Annotated in this window: 25 protein-coding genes; 15 read left to right on the forward strand and 10 right to left on the reverse strand. The window is 67.4% G+C overall.

Annotation, left to right across the window (positions count from 1 at the left end; genetic code table 11):
• Together AC5Y46_RS25705 and AC5Y46_RS25710 are read right to left on the reverse strand one after the other, a co-directional pair.
• Positions 1 to 878: universal stress protein (locus AC5Y46_RS25705; protein ID WP_499993735.1), on the reverse strand; the 878-nt coding region annotated here is incomplete at its 3' end.
• Positions 879 to 968: 90 nt separating this feature from the next.
• Positions 969 to 1,946, reverse strand: a complete 978-nt coding sequence (locus AC5Y46_RS25710; protein ID WP_499993736.1) for an Acg family FMN-binding oxidoreductase — start codon at positions 1,944 to 1,946, stop codon at positions 969 to 971.
• A 217-nt stretch (positions 1,947 to 2,163) separates the two neighbouring features.
• Between AC5Y46_RS25710 and AC5Y46_RS25715 the strand changes: the two genes are divergently transcribed.
• Complete coding sequence (locus AC5Y46_RS25715; RefSeq protein WP_499993738.1) at positions 2,164 to 2,610, forward strand: pyridoxamine 5'-phosphate oxidase family protein; 447 nt, start codon at positions 2,164 to 2,166, stop codon at positions 2,608 to 2,610.
• On the opposite strand, the gene AC5Y46_RS25720 is transcribed toward AC5Y46_RS25715, so the two are convergent.
• Positions 2,607 to 3,608, reverse strand: coding sequence for an Acg family FMN-binding oxidoreductase (locus AC5Y46_RS25720; protein WP_499993740.1), 1,002 nt, complete (start codon positions 3,606 to 3,608; stop codon positions 2,607 to 2,609). The genes AC5Y46_RS25715 and AC5Y46_RS25720 overlap by 4 nt on opposite strands.
• Positions 3,609 to 3,743: 135 nt before the next feature.
• On the opposite strand from AC5Y46_RS25720, the gene AC5Y46_RS25725 reads away from it, so the two are divergent.
• Positions 3,744 to 4,607 (forward strand): alpha/beta fold hydrolase, encoded by an 864-nt coding sequence (locus AC5Y46_RS25725; RefSeq protein ID WP_499993741.1) that lies wholly within the window; start codon positions 3,744 to 3,746, stop codon positions 4,605 to 4,607.
• Here AC5Y46_RS25725 and AC5Y46_RS25730 read toward each other — a convergent pair.
• The 5 genes from AC5Y46_RS25730 to AC5Y46_RS25750 are packed head-to-tail and all read right to left on the reverse strand — an operon-like array spanning position 4,596 to position 9,115.
• On the reverse strand, positions 4,596 to 5,066 hold the full coding sequence (locus AC5Y46_RS25730) for a nuclear transport factor 2 family protein (RefSeq protein ID WP_499993742.1): 471 nt from the start codon (positions 5,064 to 5,066) through the stop codon (positions 4,596 to 4,598). The two genes, AC5Y46_RS25725 and AC5Y46_RS25730, sit on opposite strands and share 12 nt — an antisense overlap.
• Complete coding sequence (locus AC5Y46_RS25735) at positions 5,063 to 5,857, reverse strand: SDR family NAD(P)-dependent oxidoreductase (RefSeq protein ID WP_499993743.1); 795 nt, start codon at positions 5,855 to 5,857, stop codon at positions 5,063 to 5,065. Before AC5Y46_RS25735 ends, AC5Y46_RS25730 begins: the two co-directional genes overlap by 4 nt.
• A gap of 14 nt (positions 5,858 to 5,871) precedes the next feature.
• Positions 5,872 to 6,702 (reverse strand): mycofactocin-coupled SDR family oxidoreductase, encoded by an 831-nt coding sequence (locus tag AC5Y46_RS25740; protein ID WP_499993745.1) that lies wholly within the window; start codon positions 6,700 to 6,702, stop codon positions 5,872 to 5,874.
• Positions 6,699 to 7,505 (reverse strand): mycofactocin-coupled SDR family oxidoreductase, encoded by an 807-nt coding sequence (locus AC5Y46_RS25745; protein ID WP_499993747.1) that lies wholly within the window; start codon positions 7,503 to 7,505, stop codon positions 6,699 to 6,701. Before AC5Y46_RS25745 ends, AC5Y46_RS25740 begins: the two co-directional genes overlap by 4 nt.
• Positions 7,502 to 9,115, reverse strand: coding sequence for a flavin-containing monooxygenase (locus AC5Y46_RS25750; RefSeq protein WP_499993748.1), 1,614 nt, complete (start codon positions 9,113 to 9,115; stop codon positions 7,502 to 7,504). Before AC5Y46_RS25750 ends, AC5Y46_RS25745 begins: the two co-directional genes overlap by 4 nt.
• Positions 9,116 to 9,234: 119 nt before the next feature.
• Here AC5Y46_RS25750 and AC5Y46_RS25755 point away from each other — a divergent pair, with 119 nt between their 5' ends.
• The 6 genes from AC5Y46_RS25755 (at position 9,235) to AC5Y46_RS25780 (ending at position 14,200) form a co-directional block, all read left to right on the forward strand.
• Entirely contained in the window at positions 9,235 to 10,419 is a 1,185-nt protein-coding gene (locus AC5Y46_RS25755; protein WP_499993750.1) for an acyl-CoA dehydrogenase family protein, read from the forward strand.
• 8 nt (positions 10,420 to 10,427) lie between these two features.
• Positions 10,428 to 11,336: a biphenyl-2,3-diol 1,2-dioxygenase gene (gene bphC / locus AC5Y46_RS25760; protein WP_499993751.1), complete on the forward strand. Its 909-nt coding sequence runs from the start codon at positions 10,428 to 10,430 to the stop codon at positions 11,334 to 11,336.
• A 172-nt stretch (positions 11,337 to 11,508) separates the two neighbouring features.
• Positions 11,509 to 12,306, forward strand: a complete 798-nt coding sequence (locus AC5Y46_RS25765) for an IclR family transcriptional regulator (RefSeq protein WP_499993752.1) — start codon at positions 11,509 to 11,511, stop codon at positions 12,304 to 12,306.
• Positions 12,303 to 13,226: a LipP1 family hormone-sensitive lipase gene (gene lipP1 / locus AC5Y46_RS25770; protein ID WP_499993754.1), complete on the forward strand. Its 924-nt coding sequence runs from the start codon at positions 12,303 to 12,305 to the stop codon at positions 13,224 to 13,226. Before AC5Y46_RS25765 ends, lipP1 begins: the two co-directional genes overlap by 4 nt.
• Complete coding sequence (locus AC5Y46_RS25775; RefSeq protein WP_499993755.1) at positions 13,219 to 13,566, forward strand: hypothetical protein; 348 nt, start codon at positions 13,219 to 13,221, stop codon at positions 13,564 to 13,566. Before lipP1 ends, AC5Y46_RS25775 begins: the two co-directional genes overlap by 8 nt.
• Complete coding sequence (locus AC5Y46_RS25780) at positions 13,559 to 14,200, forward strand: Dabb family protein (protein ID WP_499993757.1); 642 nt, start codon at positions 13,559 to 13,561, stop codon at positions 14,198 to 14,200. The genes AC5Y46_RS25775 and AC5Y46_RS25780 overlap by 8 nt, the downstream gene beginning before the upstream one ends.
• A gap of 4 nt (positions 14,201 to 14,204) precedes the next feature.
• On the opposite strand, the gene AC5Y46_RS25785 is transcribed toward AC5Y46_RS25780, so the two are convergent.
• Together AC5Y46_RS25785 and AC5Y46_RS25790 are read right to left on the reverse strand one after the other, a co-directional pair.
• Positions 14,205 to 15,092 (reverse strand): SDR family NAD(P)-dependent oxidoreductase, encoded by an 888-nt coding sequence (locus AC5Y46_RS25785; RefSeq protein ID WP_499993758.1) that lies wholly within the window; start codon positions 15,090 to 15,092, stop codon positions 14,205 to 14,207.
• On the reverse strand, positions 15,089 to 16,975 hold the full coding sequence (locus AC5Y46_RS25790) for a flavin-containing monooxygenase (RefSeq protein WP_499993760.1): 1,887 nt from the start codon (positions 16,973 to 16,975) through the stop codon (positions 15,089 to 15,091). Before AC5Y46_RS25790 ends, AC5Y46_RS25785 begins: the two co-directional genes overlap by 4 nt.
• A gap of 80 nt (positions 16,976 to 17,055) precedes the next feature.
• Here AC5Y46_RS25790 and AC5Y46_RS25795 point away from each other — a divergent pair, with 80 nt between their 5' ends.
• From AC5Y46_RS25795 to AC5Y46_RS25825, 7 genes are all read left to right on the forward strand, one after another.
• Positions 17,056 to 17,841 carry a crotonase/enoyl-CoA hydratase family protein gene (locus AC5Y46_RS25795; RefSeq protein ID WP_499946541.1) on the forward strand — a complete coding sequence of 262 codons (786 nt, stop codon included), beginning with the start codon at positions 17,056 to 17,058 and terminating at the stop codon, positions 17,839 to 17,841.
• Entirely contained in the window at positions 17,826 to 18,980 is a 1,155-nt protein-coding gene (locus AC5Y46_RS25800; protein WP_499946540.1) for an acyl-CoA dehydrogenase family protein, read from the forward strand. Before AC5Y46_RS25795 ends, AC5Y46_RS25800 begins: the two co-directional genes overlap by 16 nt.
• Positions 18,977 to 19,999, forward strand: coding sequence for an acyl-CoA dehydrogenase family protein (locus tag AC5Y46_RS25805; protein ID WP_499993762.1), 1,023 nt, complete (start codon positions 18,977 to 18,979; stop codon positions 19,997 to 19,999). Before AC5Y46_RS25800 ends, AC5Y46_RS25805 begins: the two co-directional genes overlap by 4 nt.
• Positions 20,000 to 20,064: 65 nt before the next feature.
• On the forward strand, positions 20,065 to 20,532 hold the full coding sequence (locus tag AC5Y46_RS25810; protein ID WP_499993763.1) for a nuclear transport factor 2 family protein: 468 nt from the start codon (positions 20,065 to 20,067) through the stop codon (positions 20,530 to 20,532).
• A complete protein-coding gene (locus AC5Y46_RS25815; protein WP_499993764.1) occupies positions 20,529 to 21,350 on the forward strand; it encodes an SDR family NAD(P)-dependent oxidoreductase in 822 nt (273 codons plus the stop codon). The genes AC5Y46_RS25810 and AC5Y46_RS25815 overlap by 4 nt, the downstream gene beginning before the upstream one ends.
• Complete coding sequence (locus tag AC5Y46_RS25820) at positions 21,338 to 22,273, forward strand: alpha/beta hydrolase (protein ID WP_499993767.1); 936 nt, start codon at positions 21,338 to 21,340, stop codon at positions 22,271 to 22,273. Before AC5Y46_RS25815 ends, AC5Y46_RS25820 begins: the two co-directional genes overlap by 13 nt.
• 84 nt (positions 22,274 to 22,357) lie before the next feature.
• Complete coding sequence (locus AC5Y46_RS25825) at positions 22,358 to 23,431, forward strand: hypothetical protein (RefSeq protein ID WP_499993766.1); 1,074 nt, start codon at positions 22,358 to 22,360, stop codon at positions 23,429 to 23,431.
• Positions 23,432 to 23,436: the final 5 nt, after the last annotated feature.

Below are 23,436 nucleotides of genomic sequence, written 5' to 3' on the forward strand. Positions count from 1 at the left end.
GTGGGTCGGGCCACAACGACCGGTATGTGCACCGAATGCACGACGGCATTGCTCACCGAGCCGAGCAGCAGGCGTTCGATGCGACCGCGCCCGTGGCTACCGACGACCAGCAGCTGAGCGGTACGGGACCGTTCGATCAGCTCGCGAGCCGCGCTGTCCCGGACCACCAGCCGCTCGATGGTGACGTCGGGATAGCGTTGCTCCCAACCCGACAGACGTTCCAGCAGCACCTGGCCGGCTTGGGACTCCAGCTCCGACCAGTCGTAGCCGCCGAGGTCGAGGACCTCGTTGTCGCTCCAGGCATGGATGGCGACCAGCTTGACGCCACGACGGGACGCCTCGTCGAACGCGATCCCCGTCGCCACTTCGGAGATCTCCGACCCGTCCACGCCGAGCAGCACCGGAGCGTCCTCGGGAGGCGGGGGTGCTTCGTCCCGGACGACGACGACGGGGCACTTGGCGTCGCGCAGCACGCCCGAACTCACCGAGCCCACCAACACGCGCCCCACCACGCCGCGACCGTTGCTGCCGACGACGACCATCTCCGCACGCTCGGAGAACTCGACCAGGGTGGGCACCGGCGGCGACGTCTTCAGTTCGGTCGCGATGTCGAGGGTATGACTCGCCCCTGCCGCTTCACGAGCGAGTTCGGCCGCCGCGTCGAGTATCCGGCGGCCGTCGTCGTCCTGCCACACCGCCGCCCCGCCCGGCAACGGAATCTGCGGGAACGTCGGCACGCGTGCGTTGAGCATGTGCACCAGCGTCAGTGGGACGCCGCGCAATGCCGCGTCCCGAGCCGCCCAGGTCACCGCGGCATCCGACGGCGGCGATCCGTCGACACCGACGACCAGACCTCGACGTTGGACGGATGTGGTCATCTGATTCCTTTCTCGCACCGGCTCTCGGATACCCGCAAACACCATCGGCAGAGGAGCCCCGGCCGTGTGAGATACCCAACCATTCGTTGCTCACCCACGGAACTCGAGTACTTCGGAGACCGGCCGTCGTGGCGTGGGTGCGCCATGCGGCCCGTCGGCCGGTGACCTGCCGACGCGGATCAGCGCCTGGGGGTGTCCCTCGCCGCCGGTGATCTGGGTGATGATGTTGCGACTCATGGCCATCTCGGTCATGTGCGTCAACGTACATGTGGCCATCCCGGCCACGGTGCACTCGAGCAGTACCGCCGACAGTGCCTCGCCGCACCGCAGCACCTCGCGCGGGTCGTCGTCGCGGGTGGACAGCACCACGATTTTGGACCGGTCGTGGTCGATGCCGGCGCGGCGGTGGCCGGGCCCCGCCGGCGGGAAGGCCCGCGCGACGTCGACGCGTGCGGCCTCGTCGCTGGATATCAGCGCGCTGTCCGGCACGTGGGTCGCATCGGACTCGAAAGGAGAAGTCCACCAACGTAATTCGGACACATAGGAAGTGTCGTAACTGCGCAGCGTTTCGGTGAGCTTGGAGGCCTCGGCCAGCGCGGGACGCTGCTCGTCGGCGACCACGTCCAGCAGGACGCCGTGGTGATCTGCCGCGTTGTGCAGCTCGGCCTGCAGCGCAGGCCATCCCGTGGGTGCGGCGAACGGCAGCCGGTCGGTGCGCCGCCGCCGTATCGCCTCGGCCCTCTTCAGGACTGCCGCGCTGGCCTGTTGTGGCCAAACATGAAGTGTCGCAAGGTGAGCCGCGTGGCCATCGAACCGCTCGGTGCTGCTGTCCCAACCGGCGGCCGCCAGCGCGACCCGAAGGTGATCCAGCACGGCGCCACAACTGATCCTCAGTTCACGCCCGGAGTGATCGGTTGCGTGCATCATCCGGCGCGGGTCCGCCGACAGGTGCAGCGTCGCTCCTTCGGCGATCCAGCGCCAGGGCTGACTGTTGTGCAGCGACGGAGCCCGGCACGCGAGTGCCACCACCGCACGGATCAACTCGAAATCCGGCCCCGCCGCCGTCATCGGTCCCACCCCCAGTCAGTCTGTCGTCGCACTTTCGCCGCGGCTCGCGACTCTCTCGACCTGATCATCATTCGATCGCGTCGGCGGGCGCTAGGGACTGAAGTCCACACCGGCAGGCCATTGGTCGATCGGTCGGTCGCACTCGACGGCGCGGGAGGTCGGGGCGACCTCGCTACGGTTACGGTTGAGAAGATCAACTGCCGAAGGGAGTGGTCTGGTGTCAGGCTCCGGTGACGGCGTCACCATCTTGCCCGAGAGTGAATGCTGGGATCTGCTGCGAAGTGTGCCCATCGGACGCCTCGTGACCAGCGTCGACGGGCGGCCGCAGATTTTTCCGGTCAACTTCGCCGTGCAGCGCCGTACCGTGCTGTTCCGCACCGCCGAAGGCACCAAGTTGATCAGCACCGCGATCAACAATCAGGTGGTCTTCGAGGCCGACGAATACACCACCGCCGAAGGCTGGAGCGTGATCGTCAAGGGGGTGGCCCGCTCGGTGCGCGACGACGAAGACCTCGCGGAAGCCGAGCGTGCGGATTTGCTGTCGTGGACGTCGACGACGAAAACGCATTACGTTCGGGTGCTGGCCGAGATGGTCACAGGCCGCAGATTCCGCTTCAATCAAGCCGGGCCTGCCTCCCCTGACGGCGGCCCGGCCTCAACCTAACGCGCGACGGACTGTTGGCCGTCGGCGATCCATTCGACGAAGTCGTCGAGGTCGCGACGCGGCGTAGACGGTAACGGGTCGGCGTTGATGGGCGCCCAGCCCACCCGGAGCAGCATCTGCGGATATCCGTCGACACCGAAGACGTCCGAGCGCACCGCCGCACGCGTCTCACCGATCTCGAGCGGCTCGGTGACCGGGCAGCTGGACAGTCCCAGCGCGGTCGCGGTGAGCAGCACGACGCTGGTGGCTTCGCCGGCCCGCAACCACGCCAACCTGTCGTCGGTCGCGGTTCCCAGCGCCAGAATCGCGGCATTGTCGACGCCGGGTGCCCCACCGGCCGGAGTGGCCAGCGCCGGACGGGCAAACAGTCGGCCGGGTACCGCCGCATTCAAATCCGGTTCCGGCGTACTGCGGGCCGGGACTCCGTCGGCCGAGGCGTGCCGGCCACTCCACGCGGTGAGCTCGGCGAGATACTCCGGGTCGTTCACGTGGTTCCAAACCGATTCCGCCACAATCTCGTTCAGCTTGTCGGTGGCATCGATCTGACGCAACGCCACGCCGGTGCGGGCCGTGCGCGCGACCATCAGCGCGATGTCGCCCGTCGCGACGGGCCAGAAACTGTAGTGCCGCCGATCGGTGCGCCGGCGCGGTATCGCCGCGGCCATCATGATGTCGGGCTGGTCGGCCGGGTGCGGAGTGACTTCGACGGCCGCCAGGTGACTCGGGTCAGCGGGGTTGGGCAGCCGGGTCACCTTGGCGTGCCAACCCGTCGCGGCTAAGGCGACGACGCAGTGATTGAGCGCCGCACCACAACTGAGGATCAGGTCTCGACCGTCGGGGTCGGTGATGGGCAACTGCAACGTCGAGTCGCAGTAGAGGTGCAGACTGGCTTCGTCCACCCGCCAGCGCCAGGGTTGCGTGTTGTGCACTGACGGCGCCCGCGACGCCAGCCGTAGGACAGTCCGAACAGTGCCGTCATCCGGGAAATGCGCGCTCATGTCTTCACGATGGCGCGATCCCGTCGCGCAGACGAGGGCATGGTGTCCCTAGAAACCGATGACTTTGGACCTTCGATGCCCGGTCAGCGGTACACGCGTTCCCGCACGCCGCGTGGTCATGGCAGGGTGACGGACGTGGCCAACGCGTCTGCCCCGATCGACAACCTGCGTGAGATCGACACCTCCGTCGGGACCCTGCGCTACTACGACTGGGCGGCCGGCCCCACTCCGACTTTGCTGTTCCTGCACGGCTCCGGCCCGGGCGTCACCGGCTGGCGCAACTTCCGCGGGGTGTTGCCCGCCTTCAGCGCGCACTTCCGTTGTCTAATACTGGAATTCCCCGGCTTCGGCGTCACCGACGACCTCGGCGGCCACCCGATGATCACCGCGCAGGGTGTGGTGGCGCCGTTCCTGGATGCCCTCGGGATCGAGCGGGTGCACATCGTCGGAAACTCGATGGGCGGCGGGGTCGGTGTGAACTTCGCCATCCGGAACCCGGACCGCATCGACCGGTTGGTCACGATCGGTGGCATCGGCACCAACACCTTCAGCCCCGGCCCCAGCGAAGGCATCCGGTTGCTGCAGGAGTTCACCGAAGACCCGACCCGGCAGCGACTCGTCGACTGGCTGAAGTCGATGGTCTACGACCAGTCGCTGGTCACCGAGGAACTCGTCGAGGAACGTTGGCAGCTGGCCACCGATCCCGACACGCTGGCCGCAGCGCGCCGGATGTACGGCAAGGCCGCGTATTCGGCGATGATGGCGGCGATGAGCGCCGCCGACCGGCCGATGCCGTGGGCGGTGATGCACAAGGTGACCGCACCCACGTTGTTGACGTGGGGCCGCGACGACCGGGTGAGTCCGCTGGACATGGCGCTGATCCCGATGCGCACCATCCCGAACGCGGAGCTGCACGTGTTCCCCAACTGTGGGCACTGGGCGATGATCGAGGCCAAGGCGGCGTTCGAGAGCACCGTGCTGGCGTTCCTATCTAGATAGGTCCTTCGTGAGCAGCGCGTGCGCTTGCGGGTTTCCGTCCAGCACCCGGCTGGTGCGGGTACCGATCCGCCACTGCCCGTCGATCCGGTGCAGCACGAAATGGTTTGCAGTGCAACGCCAGACGCGGTACCCCCGGCCGTCGCGGACCAATACCAGCGACTCGCACACCGCCACCGCGGAGTCGCCGTCGACCGTCACCACACAGGGCCCCAGAAAATGGCAACACCCGGCTGCCACCATTTTCTGGTGCGCCGCGGAACTGACCATGGCATGCACCTCGGCGCGACCTTCCATGCGCATCAGGTCCACGTCGTAGACGCCGTCCTCGGCCCACAACCGCGCGGTCGCATCGGGATCGCCGGCATCGACTGCCGGACCGTACGAGGCGATCAGGCGGGCGATGTCGCGTTCGTCCTCCAGCAACCGCAGCCGGGCAGCGAGGTACTCGACGTCGGTCATGAGTCACCCCCGATCAACGCCTGGACTCGCTGGTGCGCGCCCAGGACGATCGCCGCGCGGTCCGGTCCACTGCCCCACCGCACCGAGGCGGCATTATCACCGGCGATGTGCACCGGCCCGTTGCCCAGATTCGCCAGCCCCTCACGCGCCACATCGGCCGGTTCGGACACGACCAGACCAGGCACGTCGAAGTTGAGTCCGGCCCGTTCCATGGCCGGGGTGCGGGTCACCCCCAACAGGAGTTCGAGTACGTCGACGTTGTAGTCGCGCAACTCGAGCCACAGGCTTTCGGCGAACACCCGGCTGAACGCCTTGACTCCGGTGTAGGCCGACTGTCGCATCGAGCCGTACGACCCGGCGATCGAACCGACCAGGATGATGCCGCCGCGGCCCCGCTCGCGCATGGATCGGCCGAAGTGCTGGACGAGTTCCAGCATTCGGGTCACGTTCAAGTCGATCACGCGGGTGATCGCGGCCAGGTCGGCGTCCAGGAACTGTTCTCGGCAGGTGTTGGCACCGGCGTTGTAGATCAGCAAGCCGACCTCGAGGTCGGCCGCCTCGGTCCGGATACGTGAAATCGCCTCCGGGTCAAGCAGATCCACCGCAACGGCCCGCACCTGCACCCCGATTTCGCGGCAGCTCGTCGCGGTCTCCTCCAGTGGCTGTAGGTTACGGGCGATCAGCACCAGATTGACCCCGTCGTGCGCCAGTTGCCGGGCGAACTCGGCACCGACCCCCTCCGAGCCTCCGGCGATCACCGCCCATGGCCCGTACTGCGTTGCCAACGTCATGTTTTCGCCCCTCCTCATCGCTGGGTGGCGCCCGCGTCGACGGGCAGGTTCACCGCGGTGATGTAGCGCGCCTCGTCGGACGCCAGAAACAGCGTCGCATTCGCGACGTCCACCGGCTCCACCCACGGCACCGCGAGCAGGTTCATGGTCCGCGCGGCCTCAGCGAACTCGGCGCGGGTCGGCGGACGGTCCAGGTCGGGACGAAACGCGCTGCTGACGGCCTCGTTCTGGATCATCGGGGTGTCGACGTTGGTGGGATGCACACAGTTCACCCGGATACCGTGCGGCGCAAGCTCGTGGGCCAGGCTTCTCATCAGGCCGGTGACGCCGTGTTTGGCGGCGGTGTAGTGCGCCACGCCGACCAGACCGCGCATCCCGGCGATCGAATTGGTCAGCACCATCGCGCCGGCGCCGCGAGCGATCAAGTGCGGTGCGGTGACCCGGCAGGTGTGCCACACCCCGGTCAGGTTGACGTCGAGCATGGTGCGCCACGCGTCCTCACCCATATCGGCAGCCGTTGCGCGCGAGGTGATTCCGGCGGTCGCGCAGACGATGTCCAGTCCGCCGAACTGTTCGGCGCCGCGGTCCGCGGCGGCGCGCATGGCGGTCAGATCGCGCACGTCGACGACTTCGGTGTGGATGCGTGCACCCGCCTCGGTGACCAGCCGGGCTGTCTCGTCGAGGTCGCCCGGCGTGCTGTGCGGAATGATCACCGTGTCGACGGGGCCGCAGATGTCCAGCGCGACGATGTCGGCGCCCTCCTGCGCGAAGCGCACCGCTTGCGCACGCCCGATGCCGCGGGCAGCGCCGGTGATCAGTGCCGTTTTGCCGTGCAGCCTTGTCATGTCGTCTTCTGGGTGAGCCCGGCGTCGACGACGAGCTGGGTGCCGGTGATGTAGCGGCCCTGTTCGGAGGCGAGGAACAGCACGGCGTTGGCGATGTCGACCGGCTCGACCCACGGCACCGGCAGCAGGTTGCGCGCCGTCAACACCTCGGCGGCGTCGGCTGCCGTCGGGTTCGCCAGGTCGGGGCGTAGACGGCGGAAAGTGTTCTCGTTCAACACCATCGGAGTGGCCACCGCACCGGGGTGCACGGTGTTGACCCGGATCCGGCGGGGTCCGAGCTCGTTGGCCAGGGTGCGCGCCAAGCCGACCACGGCGTGCTTGCTGGCGGTGTAGTGGGCGGTGTTGGCGGTGCCGCGGAGCCCGTTGGTGGAGCTGATGATGACGACCGATCCTCCGTCCGGCCCGATGTGGGGCACCGAGGCCCGGACCGTGTGCCACACCCCGGTCAGGTTGATGTCGAGGGTGCGCTGCCACACCTGCGGGTCGAGTTCCCATGACGGCGCGCCGGCCGTGTGGATCCCGGCGTTGGCGATCACCACGTCCAGGCGTCCCAACTCGGCCACCGCGGTGTCCACCGCGGCGGTGAGAGCCGCCAGATCGGCGACGTCCGCCAGACCCGTCGCACAGCGACGACCCCGGCTCTCGACTTCGGTTGCGGTTATGCGCAATTCGTCGGCTGCCTCCGGGAAGTCCAGCGCGATCACGTCGGCACCTTCGTCGGCGAACCGCTGGCAGTGCACTCGGCCGGTGCCGCGCGACGCCCCGGTGACCAGGACGACCTTGTCCTGCAAACCCGCTGTCATGGCTGTTTGACGAAGTCGAATCCCTTGTAGCCGGCGTCGGCGACCTCGGCACAGATCTGGTTGTAGGTGGCGAATCCACCCACGAAAAGCATGAAACCCCTGGGCTTTCCGGGGACGTTTGCGCCCAGATACCACGAGTCCGCCTTGACGAACAGCGATGCGTCGGCGCGGCGCGCCAATTCGGCGACCCAACCGTCCACCGCGTCCCGGGTGGGTTCCATCGCGGCGTAAGAGTGGTCGTCGAGGTAGCCGATGGCGTCGGCAATCCAGTTCACGTGTGCCTCGGCGTGTAAAACCATGTTGGCCAGCACGGCCGGGGCTCCGGGACCGGAGATGACGAACAGGTTGGGGAATCCGTCGATGCCCAACCCCAGATAGGTGCGGGGACCGTGGGCCCAGTTGTCGCGCAACCGCACTCCGTCGCGCCCGGCGATGTCGATCTTGCCCAGCGCACCGGTCAGGGCGTCGAATCCGGTGGCGAAGACGATGGCGTCGAGGTCGTAATGTGTTTCGCTGGTGTTGATCCCGGTGGCGTCGATCGATTCGATCGGCGTGGCACGAACGCTGATCAGCGACACGTTCGGTTTGTTGAATGTCTGAAAATAGTTGCTGTCGGTGCAGATTCGTTTGGTGCCGATCGGGTGGTCGTTCGGGATCAACAATTCGGCCACCGCCGGATCGTCGATCACAGCGCGGACCTTCTCCTCGTAGAACCGGCGGGCCTCGTCATTGGCCGCCATGTCCGTCATCTGATCCGGGAACGTCTTCGAGTACAGCACACCGCCCAGTTGCCAACGCTTTTCGAACGCCGCCCGTCGCTCGTCCGGGGTGAACTCCATGGTCGGCTTGTCCGCAGTGAGGTGCGGCGAGCCACCACCGCTGAGCCAGGACAACCGGCGGCGTTCGGCGTAACCCGCCTTGATCTCCGCGAGTTCGGTTGCGGTGAGGGGTTTGTTGCCGGCGGGAACGCTGAAGTTCGGGGTGCGCTGGAAGACGTAGAGTTGGGCGGCCTGCTCGGCGATGATCGGAATCGTCTGGATGCCAGAGGATCCGGTCCCGATGACCGCCACCCGTTTGCCGGTGAAGTCCACGGGTTCGTGCGGCCAGTGGGCGGTGTGGTAGATCTCGCCCCCGAAGGTGTCCAGTCCGTCGAAGCTCGGAGTCATCGCATCCGACAGCGGCCCGGTGGCCATCAGGCAGAACCGCGCCGTCCAGGTCTCGCCGGTGTCGGTGCGCAGAGTCCACCGCAGCGTCGCCTCGTCGAGCACCGCCGAAACGACGCGGGTGTTGAGCACGATGTCGCGGCGCAGGTCGAGTTTGTCGGCGACCCAGTTCAGATAACGCAGGATCTCGGGCTGAGTGGCGTACTTCTCGGTCCAGTCCCATTCCTGCTGCAGTTCCTCGGAGAACGAGTAACAGTAGTCGACGCTTTCCACGTCGCAGCGGGCGCCGGGATAGCGGTTGAAGTACCAGGTGCCGCCGAGCTCGGAAGCAGCCTCGACCACCAGCACCCTCAGCCCCTGGGCGCGCAGCTTGTGCAGGGCGTACAGACCGGCGAAGCCGGCACCTACGACCACGACGTCGAGAGGCTGATCGGAGCTCACAAGCATCCACCGTAAGACCTCGACGCCCGCGAACACAGACCCCTCCCGTTCATCGGGATCGCCTTCGGTTTCCCCGCCCGCTGCGGTACACCATTAGATGAGCCCACACACGTTAGGACGACAGCATGAGCGAGCGGGTTATAGATCGAGTAGTCGAGATAGCCGACCAACTGCGCGAGCAGGGCCCCGAAGCCGAGCGCATCGGCCGCCTCACCGACGAGACGGTCAAGATGATGAAGTCGGCCGGGCTGATCCGCCTGCTGCAAACCAAGCAGTACCAGGGGTTCGAGGTCCACCCCCGCGAGTTCGCCGAGACGACGATGGCGACGGCGGCACTCGATCCGGCCGCCGGATGGATCGTCGGCGTGGTGGGCGTGCATCCTTACCAGCTCGCCTACGCCGACCCCAAGGTCGCCGCCGAGATCTGGGCCGACGACGTGGACACCTGGATGGCGTCCCCGTACGCGCCGCAGGGAGTCGCCCGGCCGGTCGATGGGGGCTACGTCTTCAACGGCCGGTGGCAGTTCAGCTCCGGCACCGACCACTGCGACTGGATCATCCTGGGCGCGATGCTCGCCAACCCCGAGGGCGTGCCGCTGATGCCGCCGCAGATGTTGCACATGATCCTGCCCCGCAAGGACTACGAGATCGTCGACGACTCGTGGAATGTGGTGGGGCTGCGGGGAACCGGCTCCAAGGACGTCATCGTCAAGGATGCGTTCGTGCCGGCCTACCGGACAATGGACGCCACCAAGGTCATGGACGGTACCGCGCAGCGGGAAGCCGGCATGACCGAGCCGCTGTACCTGATGCCGTGGTCGACGATGTTCCCGCTGGGCATCTCCGCGGCGACCATCGGGATCGCCGAAGGCGCACTGGCCGCGCACCTGGACTATCAGCGGGAGCGGGTCGGCGCGACGGGCACCGCGATCAAAGACGACCCCTACGTCATGTACGCGATCGGCGAGGCCGCAGCCGACATCAACGCGGCCCGGCAGGAACTGCTGGCCAACGCCGACCGCATCTACGACCTGGTGGCCGCCGGCAAGGAAGTGTCGTTCGCCGACCGTGCGGCGGGCCGACGCACCCAGATCCGCGCCGTGTGGCGTGCCGTGTCGGCCGTCGACGAGATCTTCGCCCGCTCCGGCGGCAACGCGGCGCGAATGGACAAGCCACTGCAACGGTATTGGCGCGACGTGCACGTCGGCCAGATGCACGCCATCCACGTCCCCGGCTCCACCTATCACGCGTCGTCGCTCAGCTCCCTGGGTGTCGAGCCCCCGATGGGCCCGCTGCGGGCACTGATCTGAGGCCTGCGGTGAGCGAACTGAAAAGCCTTGGCTACATCACGGTTTCGACCAACGACATCGAGCGGTGGCGGCGGTTCGCCTTCGGTGTGCTCGGTTTCGCCGAAGGGAAAGGTCCCGACAGTTCGGCGCTGTACCTGCGCATGGACGAGCGCGCCGCCCGCATCATCGTGGTGCCGGGTGACGTCGACCGGGTGATCACTGTCGGCTGGGAAGTGCGCGACCACGCGGCATTGCAGCGGGTCAAGGCCGCGCTGGACGGGGCCGGCGTCGCGTTCAAGGAATTGTCCGTCAAGGAGGCGGACGCCCGCCGCGTCGAAGAGGTGATCACTTTCGAGGATCCGGCCGGGACGACGCTGGAGGTGTTCCACGGCGCCGTGCTGGACCACAGCCCGGTGGTCACGCCGTTCGGCGCAAAGTTCGTGACCGGCGATCAGGGGCTGGGCCACGTCGTGGTGCCGGCGAGCGATCCCAAGGGACTGTTCGAGTTCTACACCGACGTACTGGGTTTCCGGTCTCGCGGCGCCTTCCGGATACCGCTGCCGGCCGAATTCGGTCCGATCCGGGTGCGCTTCCTGGGGATCAATGCGCGTCATCACAGCCTGGCGATCGCCCCGGCGATGCACCAGCGCGACCCGGGACTGGTACATGTCATGGTCGAAGTCGACACCCTCGATGCCGTCGGCCAGGCACTGGACCGCGTCAACGCCGACGGTTTCACCGTTTCCTCCACCCTGGGACGGCACACCAACGACAAGATGGTGTCGTTCTACGTGCGCGCCCCCGGCGACTGGGACATCGAGTTCGGTACCGACGGGATGCGGGTCGACGAAACCTATTACACCGCAGAGGAAATCACGGCCGACAGCTACTGGGGTCACCAGTGGATCCCGGAGCCGCCCGCCGCCATGCGCATGTGAGTGCCCCAGCGCCGCGTGCCGCGCTTGTGGCGGCGGCGCTCTTGGCGCGAACAGACGCAAAAGCACCCGAAAACGTAGATTTTCGGGTGCTTTTGCGTCTGCTCGCCGTGTCGGTGACAAGCGCCACATCGGTGTGATATTCCTAATAGGAATATATCGCTTAGGAGGCTCTATGCCTGACGAGACAGCCACACCAAGTGCCGTCATCGACCGCATCTCCCTGGTGCTGGACGCGTTCGACGGACCGGGACGGCTCACCCTGGCCCAGATCGTGCGGCGCACCGGCCTACCCCGCTCGTCGGCACACCGGATGCTCGATCGGCTGGTGCAACTGCGCTGGCTGCGCCGCAACGGCCGTGACTACGAGCTCGGCATGCGCCTGGTCGAGCTGGGTTCGCTGGCCGTGCACCAGGACCGGCTGGTGCGCGCGGCCAAACCCCTGCTGGCCGAATTGCACCGCGCCACCGGGCTTGTCGTACACCTGGCGGTATTGGACGGGGCCGACGTGCTGTATCTGGACAAGGTCGGCGACCGGCTCTGCGACGGCATCCCGACCCGCGTGGGTGGACGGCAGCCGGCGCACTGCACGGCCGTCGGCAAGGCGATGATGGCCTACGGCGAAGCGTCGGAAGTGGATGTGCGGGTTCGCAAGACGAAGTACTCGATCTGCACCGGGTCGCAACTTGCCGCCGAGTTGGCGAAGGTACGGGCACATGGCGTGGCGTTCGAGCGGGAGGAGTCGCTGCTCGGATTCGGGTGCGTCGCGGCCCCGATCGGTGCGCCCGGCGAGGCAGTGGCGGCGGTGTCGGTGTGCGGGCCGATGAAGCGGATGATGTTCGATCAGCGCCTGGCCGCGCCGGTCCGCATGATCGCGATGGGCATCTGGCGCAACGTGGAAGACGGGCCGCAGCGAGTCGCCCCAACCCTGCAGCCGCTGCGCCCGCTGCGTCCGGCCCTGCAGTACGCGTGAGTCTCGACCCCCAGATCGCCGGACTGCTGGAAACTTTGGACTCCGGCTTCCCAGCGGTGCACACCATGACCGGCGCCGAGGCCCGAGCCGCCATCCGGGCCAGGTTCGTTGCGTCCGCCGAACCCGAACCGGTCCGGAAGGTCCGCGACGACGTCGTCGCCGGGCCGGGCGGGGACCTCCCGGTGCGGGTGTACCGGCCCGCGGGCGAGGGGCAGCCGGTGCTGGTCTACGCGCACGGCGGCGGGTTCGTGTTCTGCGATCTGGACAGTCACGACGCGCTGTGCCGAAGTCTCGCCAATGCTGTTCCCGCCGTGGTTGTCTCGGTCGGATACCGGTTGGCGCCGGAGCATCCCTGGCCGGCCGCGGTCGAGGACATGTACGCCGTCGTCCAGGCGGCAGCGTCCGGCGCGTTCGGTGGCGACACCGGCCGCGTCGCGGTTGGCGGTGACAGCGCCGGCGGCAACTTGGCCGCCGTGACCGCACTCAAGGCCCGTGACCGCGGCGGACCCGGTCTGGCCGCGCAACTGCTGATCTACCCCGTGCTCACACCCGACTTCGACACCGAGTCCTACCGGCTCTTCGGCCGCGGTTACTACAACCCGAAGCCGGCCATGCAGTGGTACTGGGACCAGTACGTGCCCAGGCTCGACGATCGCACCCACCCCTATGCCGCACCGTCGAACGGCGAATTGTCCGGACTGCCACCCGTTGTCATGGTGATCGCCGGGCACGACCCGTTGCGCGACGAGGCGCTGGACTACGCGGATGCCCTTGACGCCGCGGGCGTACCGGTGACATGCCTGCGGTTCGACGGCGCGATACATGGTTTCCTGAGCATGCCGACACTCGACATCGCGGCGGTAGCGCGGCAACAGGCATGCGAAACGCTGCGCGCCGCTCTGGAGCCCGCCCATGAGTGAGGGCCTGGTGTACGTGATCGACCGGGTACTGACCCGGCCGGGGTGCGGGCGACGGTTCGTCGACGCTTATCTCGCCGAGTACGCACCCGGTGCCCGCGCGCGGGGCATGACGTTACGTGACGTCTTGGTCAGCCCACCGATCTGGTTCGACGACGCCGGCAACACCGTCACGATCACCTGGACGCTGCCCAACGTGCAGGCTTGGTGGGAGATGACGTGGCAGGGTCGCCCGGATCCCGGCCTGGCCGAATGGTGGTCGCGGATCAGCGAATTGGTCGTCGAGCGGTCGCGCTCCTTCGCTGCCGCCGCCGACGACGTGGACGAGCTGTGCGATGTATAGCGTCACCCGGTTGCTCGACGTGTCCGAGTCCAGCCGAACACGCGTCCTCGCCGGCCTGCGTGCTGTCGCGACGCGCGCGCCCTACCGGATCGTGGAGCCGACGATGCCCGGCTCACGCAACGGCGGCGATGTTCTCGTTCATCTGCGCTTCGGATCCGAGTCCGACTGGCGTTCGCTCGAACCGGATTTCGCGGCTGTGCTTGCCGACCCCGCCGTGGAACGGGTCAACGGCGCCGGCTATTCGGGATCCCCGGTTCGCGTCGACGCCGTCAGCGGCACCGTCTACCGCACCTTGTTGCTGCGGGTAGCGCCCGGCACCGCCGCCGCCACCGTCGCGCGCTTCGAGGACGAACTGGGGGCCATGCCGCGGTACGTAAAGACCATCACCGCTTGGCAATTGAGCCGCGTACAGGAGGCGGTGGGCTCCTCACCGTGGACGCATGTGTTCGAGCAGGGCTTCACCGACGTCGATGGCCTGGTGGGTCCGTATCTGATGCATCCGATCCACTGGGCGGTGGTGGACCGCTGGTTTGATCCCGAATGCCCCGACGTGATTGTCCGGGACCGGTTGTGCCACAGCTTCTGCGTGCTGCCCGAAGCCGCAAGGTGGGAACGCCTCCCACAGACGCGCTGAGCTGCTACACCCCCGCGGGCCGGATGTTCGGGTTGGCTGTTGCGGGTGGCTCCAGCGGCGGCAGGATCGAGGCCCCGTCCAGGGAATGCACCGGCAGAGAGTGCAACCACGGATAGTGCAAGCTGAACGCCACCAACCCGGTGCGCTCGGCGGCCGGGCGATGGCACATCGCCAGCACGGTTTCGGCCAGATATTCCACCGGTTCGGTGGGAAACGAGTCGGGGATCAGTTGCGCCGCACCGGGAGTGCGGATCGCGGTCGACGGCGCGACGCAGTTGACGGCGATGTCGGCGCCCAGCAGTTCGGCGGCCACTCCCTGCGTGAACCGGTGCAGCGCGGCCTTGCAGGACGCATAGACGACGTCGCCGGCGGTCTTGTTGTAGTCCCGGTAGGGACGCATGGGCGCCACACCGGTGACCGAGCCGATGTTGACGATCCAACCGGCGCCTTGGCGGCGCATGACCGGGATGGCGGCTTTGGTCAGGACGAACGGAATGCGGAGGTAGTGCTCGATCGTGCGCTCGAAGGTGTCCAGCGGCATGTTCTCGACCGTCGAATAGTCGGCGAATCCCGCGTTGTTGACCAGGATGTCGAGGCGCCCGGTGTGCTCAATCACCCGTTCGATCAACCCATCTCGCTGCGTGGGGTCTTCCAGGTCCGCCGCGATACCTAGCGCCCGGCCGCCGGCGTCGTCGATCAATGCGACAGTCTCCGCGATGGTGCCCGGCAAGGTGGTGGTCGCGCCGGCCCGCGTCGACGTGGACTGAGCGTGAGATCGGGCCGTCACCACCACCGTGGCGCCTTCGGCGGCGAGTCGTCGCGCGATGGCGCGGCCAATCCCCCGGCTGCTACCGGTCACCAAAGCCGTTCTACCCGAAAGCAACTCGGTCATCGCAACTCGAAGTGGTCTTCGACGGGCGCCCGGTGCTGATGCCACAAGTCGACCAGCCGGAACGGGGTGGCTACCACCACCCGTCCGGAACCCGAGCGGTAATAGGTGTGCGCGTTGGGCGTGTGGCACCACACCGTGCCTGCCATCGCCTCATCGATGGCCGCGACGTACTCGTCGTAGGCCTGCCGCGTCACCTCTATGACGGTTGCATCGCGTAGCGCCATCAGTTGCAGGCACTCGACGATGTAGTGGGCCATCACCTCCATCGAGAAGTTGGCGCCGGCGCCGTGGCCCGGACTGTAGTTTGGCGCGGAGTTGATGAACAGGTTCGGGAATCCCGGTACGGTGCCGCCCCGGTAGGCGGCGGGGCTGTCGCCCCACACGTCGGCGAGTCGACGTCCGTCGCGGCCGCGGATGTCGAGGGTGGACAGAAAATCCAGGTGATACCCGGTGGCGTAGATGATCACATCGAGGTCGATCTGCCTGCCGTCCTGTGTGACAATGCCTTTCGTGTTGACCGCCGACGGTTCGCATGCCTCGACGTCGACGTGGTCGCGGGTCAGCGCCGCGTAATAGCCGCCCGGATCGCGGATGATCCGCTTGCCGTACGGCGCGAAATCGGGCGTGACCTTCTGGGCCAATTCCGTTCCGGCGCCGAAAGTTCGGTCGATATATTCGAGGCACATCTGCAGCAGCACGTCGTTGGCCGGCGAGATGGACAGATGCGTTTCGGCCCAGCCGGGGTCGCGCAGGATGACCGGGTAATTGTTGTCGGCCGTACCCCAGAACGACTTCAGCCGGTTCCAGTTCGCGTAGTAGGGCACGTGCCGGCCGAGGTAGCGGCGGTGCTCGGGCACATCGTCGGTCAGTCGTTTGCGTGGAGCCACCCAGTGCGGTTGCCGCTGGAACACGGTCAGGTGTTCGACGTCGTCGACGCATGCGTCCACGATTTGCACGGCGGTGCAACCGGCGCCGATGACCGCGACGCGACGACCGCTCAGATCCAGCGAGGCATCCCAGTCCGCGGAGTGAATGCTGATGCCTTCGAACGACTCTCGGCCGGGCAGGTCCGGCCAGCGCGGCCGGTTGAGGTAGCCGGCCGCGGTGACCACCACACGGGCATAGCTGACGTCGCGCTTGCCGGCGCGGTCCGCCGCGTGGATCTGCCACTGCGCGCGGTCCTCGTCCCACCACAGCGCCTCGACTTCGGTGCCGAAACGGGTGTGGGTGCGCAGATCGTATTTGTCGGCTAGCGATACCAGGTAAGCCTGATACTCCGCACCCTGCGGGTAGTAGCTCGTCCAGTCCGGGTTCAGATCCCGGGACAGCGAGTAGTACGCGGACGGAGTGTCCACACCGATGCCCGGGTAGGTCGTGGTCAGCCAGGTCCCCCCGACCTCGTCGTTGCGGTCGAAAATCTGAAATCCGACGCCGGCGTCGGCCGCGGCCAACGCGGTGATCATGCCCGCGATGCCTGCACCGATGATGGCCACGGTCGTCGTCGGCGGGATCGGGACCGCGCGCGGCAGCGTGGGCTGGGAGAGCTGGAAACCACCCTGCTCGAGCAGCAGCGGAACGAACTCGTCGTCAACCGGGCCGCCCAGGGCCACCGGTAGGGCTCGCCGGAACAACTCGACATCATCGAACTCCCCCACCGGCCGCTCCGTACCGAGGGCTGCGACCAGGGCCTCTACCAGGATTTCGGCAGTCGCGGCGTCGGTGACGCCCGCCCGCTCGGGCGGATCCGGGACGTGGGCGATCTTGGGCGCGAAGCGGTCGAGCACCGACACATCCCCGGTCAGCTGGGCCAGCACGGCGACCAGGACGCCCGGATCAGCTGATCTCAGGTTCGCCCGAAGTTCTTCGAGATCAAGCGAGGCCATGCCGCTCAGTATCGAAGCCGCGAGGCACCCAGGCGACCGCCCTTTCCTCTCAGCGGGACACGGTCCCTACAGTTGCCAGCATGAGCAACCCCGCCGAGCCACTAGTCATTGCCACCGACGGACCGATCCGGACGTGGACCATCAATCTGCCCGCCGTCGGGAACGCGATCACCGGGAAAGACGTCATCGCCGCGTTCGAGGACGCGGTCGACAGCGCAAACACCGACACCGAGGTCCGCGCGGTCATCCTCACCGGTGAAGGCAAGATCTTCTCGGCCGGTGGCAACGTCAAGGAGATGGCCGACCAGGCGGGGATGTTCGGTCTGGGTGCCCTCGATCAGCGCTACGCCTACGTCGACGGGATCCAGCGGATCCCGCGGGCGCTGGGCCGGCTCGAGGTGCCGTTGATCGCCGCGGTCAACGGCGCGGCGATCGGTGCCGGATGCGATGTGGCGATGATGTGCGACATCCGGATCGCTTCGGAGCGCGCATCTTTCGCCGAAAGCTTCGTGCAGCTCGGACTCATTCCCGGTGACGGCGGCACCTGGTTCCTGCAGCGTGTCGCGGGCTATGAACGTGCGGCCGAGATGACGTTCACCGGCGACCGGATCGATGCGGCGACCGCACTGGAATGGGGACTGGTCAGCCGGGTGGTGCCGCATGAGGAGCTGCTCCCGCAGGCCCGGGAACTCGCCGAGCGGATCGCCAAGAACCCGTCACATTCCCTGCGGATGGCCAAACGCCTGCTGCAGGAGTCACGTACCGGTTCGCTGGAGACGACGCTGGCCATGGCCGCGGCGATGCAGCCGCTGGCACACCGCGACCCCGAGCACGAACAGCGCATCGCCAAGTGGCGGACCAGCTGAGGGGACGGTTCCGGTTGGTGCCACCGGCCGGAATCGAGGATGCGGCGGCGGCGTCGCTGCGCGCCGAAGTACGTGAGTTCGTCGCCGATCAGCTCGCGGCCGGCGCGTTCACCCCGTCCGTGGACGCCTGGCTGTCCCGCTGGGACGAGGATTTCACCGCCGCGCTGGCCGCGCGGGGCTGGCTGGGCATGACGGTGCCGGTCGAGTACGGCGGGCACGGACGCTCGTTTCTGGAACGGTTTGTGGTCACCGAGGAGTTGCTGGCGGCGGGCGCACCCGTTGCCGCGCACTGGATCGCTGATCGTCAGATCGTGCCGTCGCTGCTGAAGTACGGCACCGAGAAGCAGAAGTCGCATTTTTTGCCGCGAATCGTTCGCGGCGAATGCTTCTTCGGCATCGGGATGAGCGAGCCCGACTCCGGATCGGATCTGGCCAGCGTGCGAACCCGCGCCGAGCGCGTCGACGGCGGCTGGTCGCTGTCCGGTACGAAGGTGTGGACCTCCGGGGCGCACCTGGCGGAGGCGTTCATCGCGCTGGCCCGCACCGCGCCGGTCGACCCCGGACATCGCCACGCTGGGCTCAGTCAGTTCATCGTCGACCTGCGCGGCCCCGGGGTCGAGATCCGCCCGATCGTCTCGATGAACGGTGCACACCACTTCAACGAGGTCATTCTCGACGGCGTCTTCGTTCCGGACGACATGGTGTTCGGTGAAATCGGCGACGGGTGGCGACAGGTGACATCGGAGTTGGCCTTCGAACGCAGTGGGCCGGAACGGTTTCTGTCCACCTTCGTGCTGCTGGCGGCCTGCGCCGATCGAATGGCAGCCAACACCATCCCCCGAGACGCGGGTTTGGGACGGCTGGTGGCTCGTATCGCCGGGTTGCACCACATGTCCACCGCGGTCGCCGGTGCTCTGGAGCGGCACGAGCCCGCCGACACCGCCGCCGCCGTGGTCAAAGTGCTCGGCACCACCACCGAGGGCGACATAGCCGAGTTCGCCGATCTGCACGCCTGTCCCGACGCCGTGTTTTCCGAACTGGTTCGGGCGGCGGTCGACCAGCGGCCGGGATTCACCCTGCGCGGCGGCACCAACGAGGTGCTGCGCGGAGTGATAGCGCGCGGATTGGGCCTGCGATGAGCGGCAGTCCTGTCGTCGATCCGGACCTGATCGACATGATGAATGCGGTTTTCGTCGACTACCGCGAGAAGCACCCGACGGCGACGGTGGAATGGGACGCCGACCTCTGGCAGCGTCTCGGCGAACTCGGCTTGGTGCGGTTGACCGGCGCCGAGCACGACGGCGGCAGCGGGGCGGGATGGTTCGAAGCCGCCGAACTGCTGACCGCTGCGGCAAGCACCGGCGTCCGAATCCCGTTGGCGGAGCACGATTTGTTGGCGTGCTGGTTGCTGGAGGCCGCCGGATTGCCCGTTGACGGCGCGGTCCGGACCGTGTGCATGCTCGACAAGCAGGGTCGGGCAACGGATGTGCCGTGGGCTTCGACCGCCGAGCGGGTCGTGGTGCTGTGGCGCGCCGACGGTGGCTATCAGGCGGCCGACGTCGGCGCCGACGAACTCACGATCACCCCGGGTGCCAACTTGATCGGTGAGCCCCGCGACGCGGTGTCGGTGGACTCCGCGAACCTGCGCGGGACGCCGGTCAGCCTGGCCCTGGTCACCGAGCTGCGATTGAAATCGGGGCTGCTGCGGGCGATTCAGGTGTGCGCGGCGCTGGACCGCATCGTGCAGCTGTGCATCGAGCACGTGGGCACACGGATCCAATTCGGCCGCCCGCTGTCGAAGTTCCAGGCCGTGCAACACCTTGTCTCCGACGCGGCCGGCGAGGCTGCGCTCGCACGCGCGGCCACCGAGGCAGCGCTGAACGCCGCCGTCACCAACGGCTGGTTGGCGCCGGATCTGGATTTCCTTGTGGCGGTGGCCCGTTCGTGTGCCGGACATGCAGCCTCGGTGGTGGTGCGTAACGCCCACCAAGCGCACGGCGCGATCGGTACCACACGTGAACACCGATTGCACGAATTCACCCGAGCCGCGCTGGCGTGGCGATCGGAGTTCGGATCGCTTCGATACTGGGACGACCAGGTCACCGACTCGGCGCTCTACGCGAGTGCCGGCGGGTTATGGGGGTTGATCACCGGTTGAAGCCGGTGTTCCACTGACCGGGCAACGCGGATGTCAACTCGGTCGCAGCAGAGTTGACTTCCCCCATGAGCAACGACATCTCGCTGCCGGAACTGCAGGAGTTCATCGCCGCCTTCTGGTACCACTACGACGAAGCGCACTACGACGAGCTCGCGGCGCGCTACGCCGACGACATCCGGTACGTGACCAGAAGTGACAGCGGCGCAAGCCCTTTCGAGGAACTGATGTCCCCCGAACTGCGTGGGCGGGACGCGGTGTTGGCATGGTTGACCGAGCATCGTGAGCAGAGTCCGTATCCGTTGCGTCACCATGCGACCAACCTGCACCGCACCGGCGCCGACGGCGACGTCACCCGCGCGCGGTTCTACATCTTCGTCAACCAGGTCGCCAACTTCGTGCCGTTCGCGGTGTCCAGCGGCGTCGCGGAAGTCGGCGTGCGCCGCACCGCCGAGGGTCTGCAGTTCACCGAGATGGACATCGTCCTGGACACCACCAACTCCGTGCTGCTCGCCGAATCCACAACCGGGTCGTGAGCGCGCGAGCCGCATTTTCCGGCGGCGTGGCCGTCATCACCGGCGCGGGCGCCGGCATCGGTGCGGGTTTGGCACGGTATGCGGACCGGTTGGGGATGACGGTGGTGCTGGCCGACATCGACGCGTCCGCCATCGCGTCGTTGCGCGACGAACTGCACGCGGGCGTCGATGTCGTCTGCGATGTCCGCGACCCGGACGCGATGGAGGACCTGGCCGACCGGACCTATCGCGACGTGGGCCCGGTGCGACTGTTGGTGAACAACGCCGGCATCGAACAATTCGGCTACCTGTGGGACACGCCGCCGGCCAACTGGCAGCGCGTGGTCGACGTCAACATCAGCGGAGTCTTCCACGGCATCAGAGCGTTTCTGCCCCGGATGATGGCCGACGACGGGCAGGCGTGGGTGTGGAATTTGTCGTCGGTCGGTGCGGTGGTCGCGATTCCGCTGCAGACGCCCTACATCATGAGTAAGCACGCGGTGCTGGCGATGACCGAGTGCTTGCGTCTGGAAGTCGAGACAGCCGGGCATCACCACCACATTCACGTGCAGGCGGTGCTGCCCGGGGCGGTGGTCTCCAACATCTTCGAATCGGCGGGTGGGGTCGACGCCGCCGGCGATGCCGGGGCCGCCGAGGCGCAGCGGACCGCCATGCTCAACGTCAAAGCCGGCGCGATGGATCCGCTGGACGCGGCCGAGACGATTTTCGAGCAGGCCGTCGCCGGCCGGTTCTACCTGATCACCCAGGAGTCGGTGGCGACGGCGATGCGAAAACGCGCCGATGTCCTTGCCGCGCAACGTCCCCCATCACTCACATGACGCTGGACCCCGACGCCGCCGCACGTGTCGCGTCGTTCGGCGACGTCCCGCCGATGCGCCAGCGGGGTCTGGCCGCGGTCCGCGCGGCGATCGAATCCACCCCGCTGCCCGACGACATGCCCCAGATGGCAGCCGTCGACGAAGCGGTGATCGCCGGATCGCTGACGGTCCGGACCTTTTATCCGACAACGGAATCCGAGCTGCCCGTGCTGGTGTACTTCCACGGCGGTGGGCTGGTCATGGGCAGCAATCACTCCTTCGAGCCGTTGGCGCGCGCGCTGGCTGCGGCCTGCGGGGCAGCGGTCGTCGCCGTCGAATACCGGTTGGCCCCCGAATCGCCGCCGCCCGCCCAATTCGAGGACGCCTACGCCGCGACCGAGTGGGTGTGGGGCCGCGCCCGCGAACTGGGTGTCGATCCGGATCGACTTGCGGTCGTCGGTGACAGCGCGGGGGGTGCGCTGGCGGCCGGCGTCGCGCTGGCCGCCCGCGACCGTGGCGGGCCACCCATCGCGGCGCAGGTCTTGCTGTACCCCGGGCTGGACCGCGATATGACCGTTCCGTCGATCGCGTCGCTGCCCGATGCGCCGATGCTGACCCGCGACGACATCAACTACCTGCACGCACTGGCCGACGGTGACGCCGGTTCGCCACGCGACCCCTACCTGGTCCCGGCGTACGCGTCCGACCTCGGCGGCCTGCCCGCCGCCATCGTGGCGACAGCGGGTTGCGACCCGATCCGGGACTGGGGCGAGCGGTACGCGGCGCGACTGTGTGAAGCGGGCGTGCAGACCACGCTGACCCGCTATCCGGGGATGTACCACGGGTTCCTGATGCGCCCGTCGGCGACCGCGCGCGGTCGGCTGGCGGTCGCGGAAGTCGGCGCCCTGGTGCGGGCCAAGTTCGCCAACCCCCTTCGGTTTTGACGTCCCGGTGACTGGACAACTCGTATCCGCCGGACGGCGGCGTTACCCAGAATTGACAGCGCAACTTTCGGAAGGAGACAGCTGATGCTCACCCAGGAGCGCCGCCAGGAACTGTCGGACGTACTGCGGCCGGCCGCACCGCCGCGCGAGATCACCGACGTCTACAGCGACGACCAACGCGAGCGGTTGCTGGATGTCGTGCGCTCCGAAGGCCCGTGGCGGCTGATCATCTCCCAGCACTTCGCCTCCGCCGACGAACTGATCGCGACCATGAGCGGGTTGTTCCCCGAGGGATACACCCCGTCGCTGGATCTGTTTCTGACGCCCACCTTTCGCGGATATCTGGCCAACTACGGCGCGGTGCTCTACCCGCAACTGCACGACTGCTTCTACAACCAGCGTTTCCTGGACCTGGCCAAGCGCTACTGGAACGCCGAATACGCCAAGCCCCAACTGATGCTGTTCAACATCAACGGGCCGTGCGCCAATCGCGATCCGGGACATCTGGATTCGCCGAGTTTCCGGGGCGTACGCCACGAGAACGCGCCGACCTGGTTGACCAGCGTGATGGGCAAGTCCGGGCTTTTCCGTGACTATCTGATCAAGATGGCCCAGGTGATCACCTGGTTTTCGCTCGACGGCAGCAGCGGTTTCACCTACTGGCCCGACGGTCCCCTGGGCGCGCCCAAGCGGGTCCTACCGCCCATCTACAACCGCGGCGTGGTGGTGCAGAACGAGATGATGGTGCATCGGGGTGAGGCGAACGGGCCGCTGGAACAGCAGATTCCGCCCGGCCTCGGCTTCGACACGGTGTTCACCGGCGATCCCGACGACCGTGACCGCTGGTTGCTCAAGAACGGCGAGGAGGTGATCGCCCGGCACCGCACCGACGAACTGCGGTTCCTGGTGCACTGGTCGGCTGAAGTGTTCTCCGACTTCGACGAACTGGACAAGAACATGTCCGGTTCCGACGACCTGACTATCGACAAGGCGATCGACATCATGGTCGACGACGCCAACGCACGAGGGTTCAAGCTCGACATCCCCAGCGAACCGTTGCACGATCCGACTTTCATCGCCGCGCTCAACGGTGCCTATGACATCGGCGGGCCGACCGCGTACCCCGAGCAGGCACCCATCAGCGCGTTCCAGCTGTAGCGCCC

The sequence above is a fragment of the Mycobacterium sp. NGS59 genome (genome assembly GCF_059812345.1).

Coding starts and splice junctions, on each gene's coding strand:
- AC5Y46_RS25740 (WP_499993745.1), bottom strand. CDS start 6,702: ATGACAAGGCTGCACGGCAAAACGGCACTGATCACCGGCGCTGCCCGC.
- AC5Y46_RS25775 (WP_499993755.1), top strand. CDS start 13,219: ATGAGTGAGGGCCTGGTGTACGTGATCGACCGGGTACTGACCCGGCCG.
- AC5Y46_RS25720 (WP_499993740.1), bottom strand. CDS start 3,608: ATGAGCGCGCATTTCCCGGATGACGGCACTGTTCGGACTGTCCTACGG.
- AC5Y46_RS25805 (WP_499993762.1), top strand. CDS start 18,977: ATGAGCGGCAGTCCTGTCGTCGATCCGGACCTGATCGACATGATGAAT.
- AC5Y46_RS25745 (WP_499993747.1), bottom strand. CDS start 7,505: ATGACAGCGGGTTTGCAGGACAAGGTCGTCCTGGTCACCGGGGCGTCG.
- AC5Y46_RS25735 (WP_499993743.1), bottom strand. CDS start 5,857: ATGACGTTGGCAACGCAGTACGGGCCATGGGCGGTGATCGCCGGAGGC.
- AC5Y46_RS25790 (WP_499993760.1), bottom strand. CDS start 16,975: ATGGCCTCGCTTGATCTCGAAGAACTTCGGGCGAACCTGAGATCAGCT.
- AC5Y46_RS25755 (WP_499993750.1), top strand. CDS start 9,235: ATGAGCGAGCGGGTTATAGATCGAGTAGTCGAGATAGCCGACCAACTG.
- AC5Y46_RS25730 (WP_499993742.1), bottom strand. CDS start 5,066: ATGACCGACGTCGAGTACCTCGCTGCCCGGCTGCGGTTGCTGGAGGAC.
- AC5Y46_RS25825 (WP_499993766.1), top strand. CDS start 22,358: ATGCTCACCCAGGAGCGCCGCCAGGAACTGTCGGACGTACTGCGGCCG.
- AC5Y46_RS25795 (WP_499946541.1), top strand. CDS start 17,056: ATGAGCAACCCCGCCGAGCCACTAGTCATTGCCACCGACGGACCGATC.
- AC5Y46_RS25780 (WP_499993757.1), top strand. CDS start 13,559: ATGTATAGCGTCACCCGGTTGCTCGACGTGTCCGAGTCCAGCCGAACA.
- AC5Y46_RS25710 (WP_499993736.1), bottom strand. CDS start 1,946: ATGACGGCGGCGGGGCCGGATTTCGAGTTGATCCGTGCGGTGGTGGCA.
- AC5Y46_RS25750 (WP_499993748.1), bottom strand. CDS start 9,115: ATGCTTGTGAGCTCCGATCAGCCTCTCGACGTCGTGGTCGTAGGTGCC.
- AC5Y46_RS25810 (WP_499993763.1), top strand. CDS start 20,065: ATGAGCAACGACATCTCGCTGCCGGAACTGCAGGAGTTCATCGCCGCC.
- AC5Y46_RS25785 (WP_499993758.1), bottom strand. CDS start 15,092: ATGACCGAGTTGCTTTCGGGTAGAACGGCTTTGGTGACCGGTAGCAGC.
- AC5Y46_RS25765 (WP_499993752.1), top strand. CDS start 11,509: ATGCCTGACGAGACAGCCACACCAAGTGCCGTCATCGACCGCATCTCC.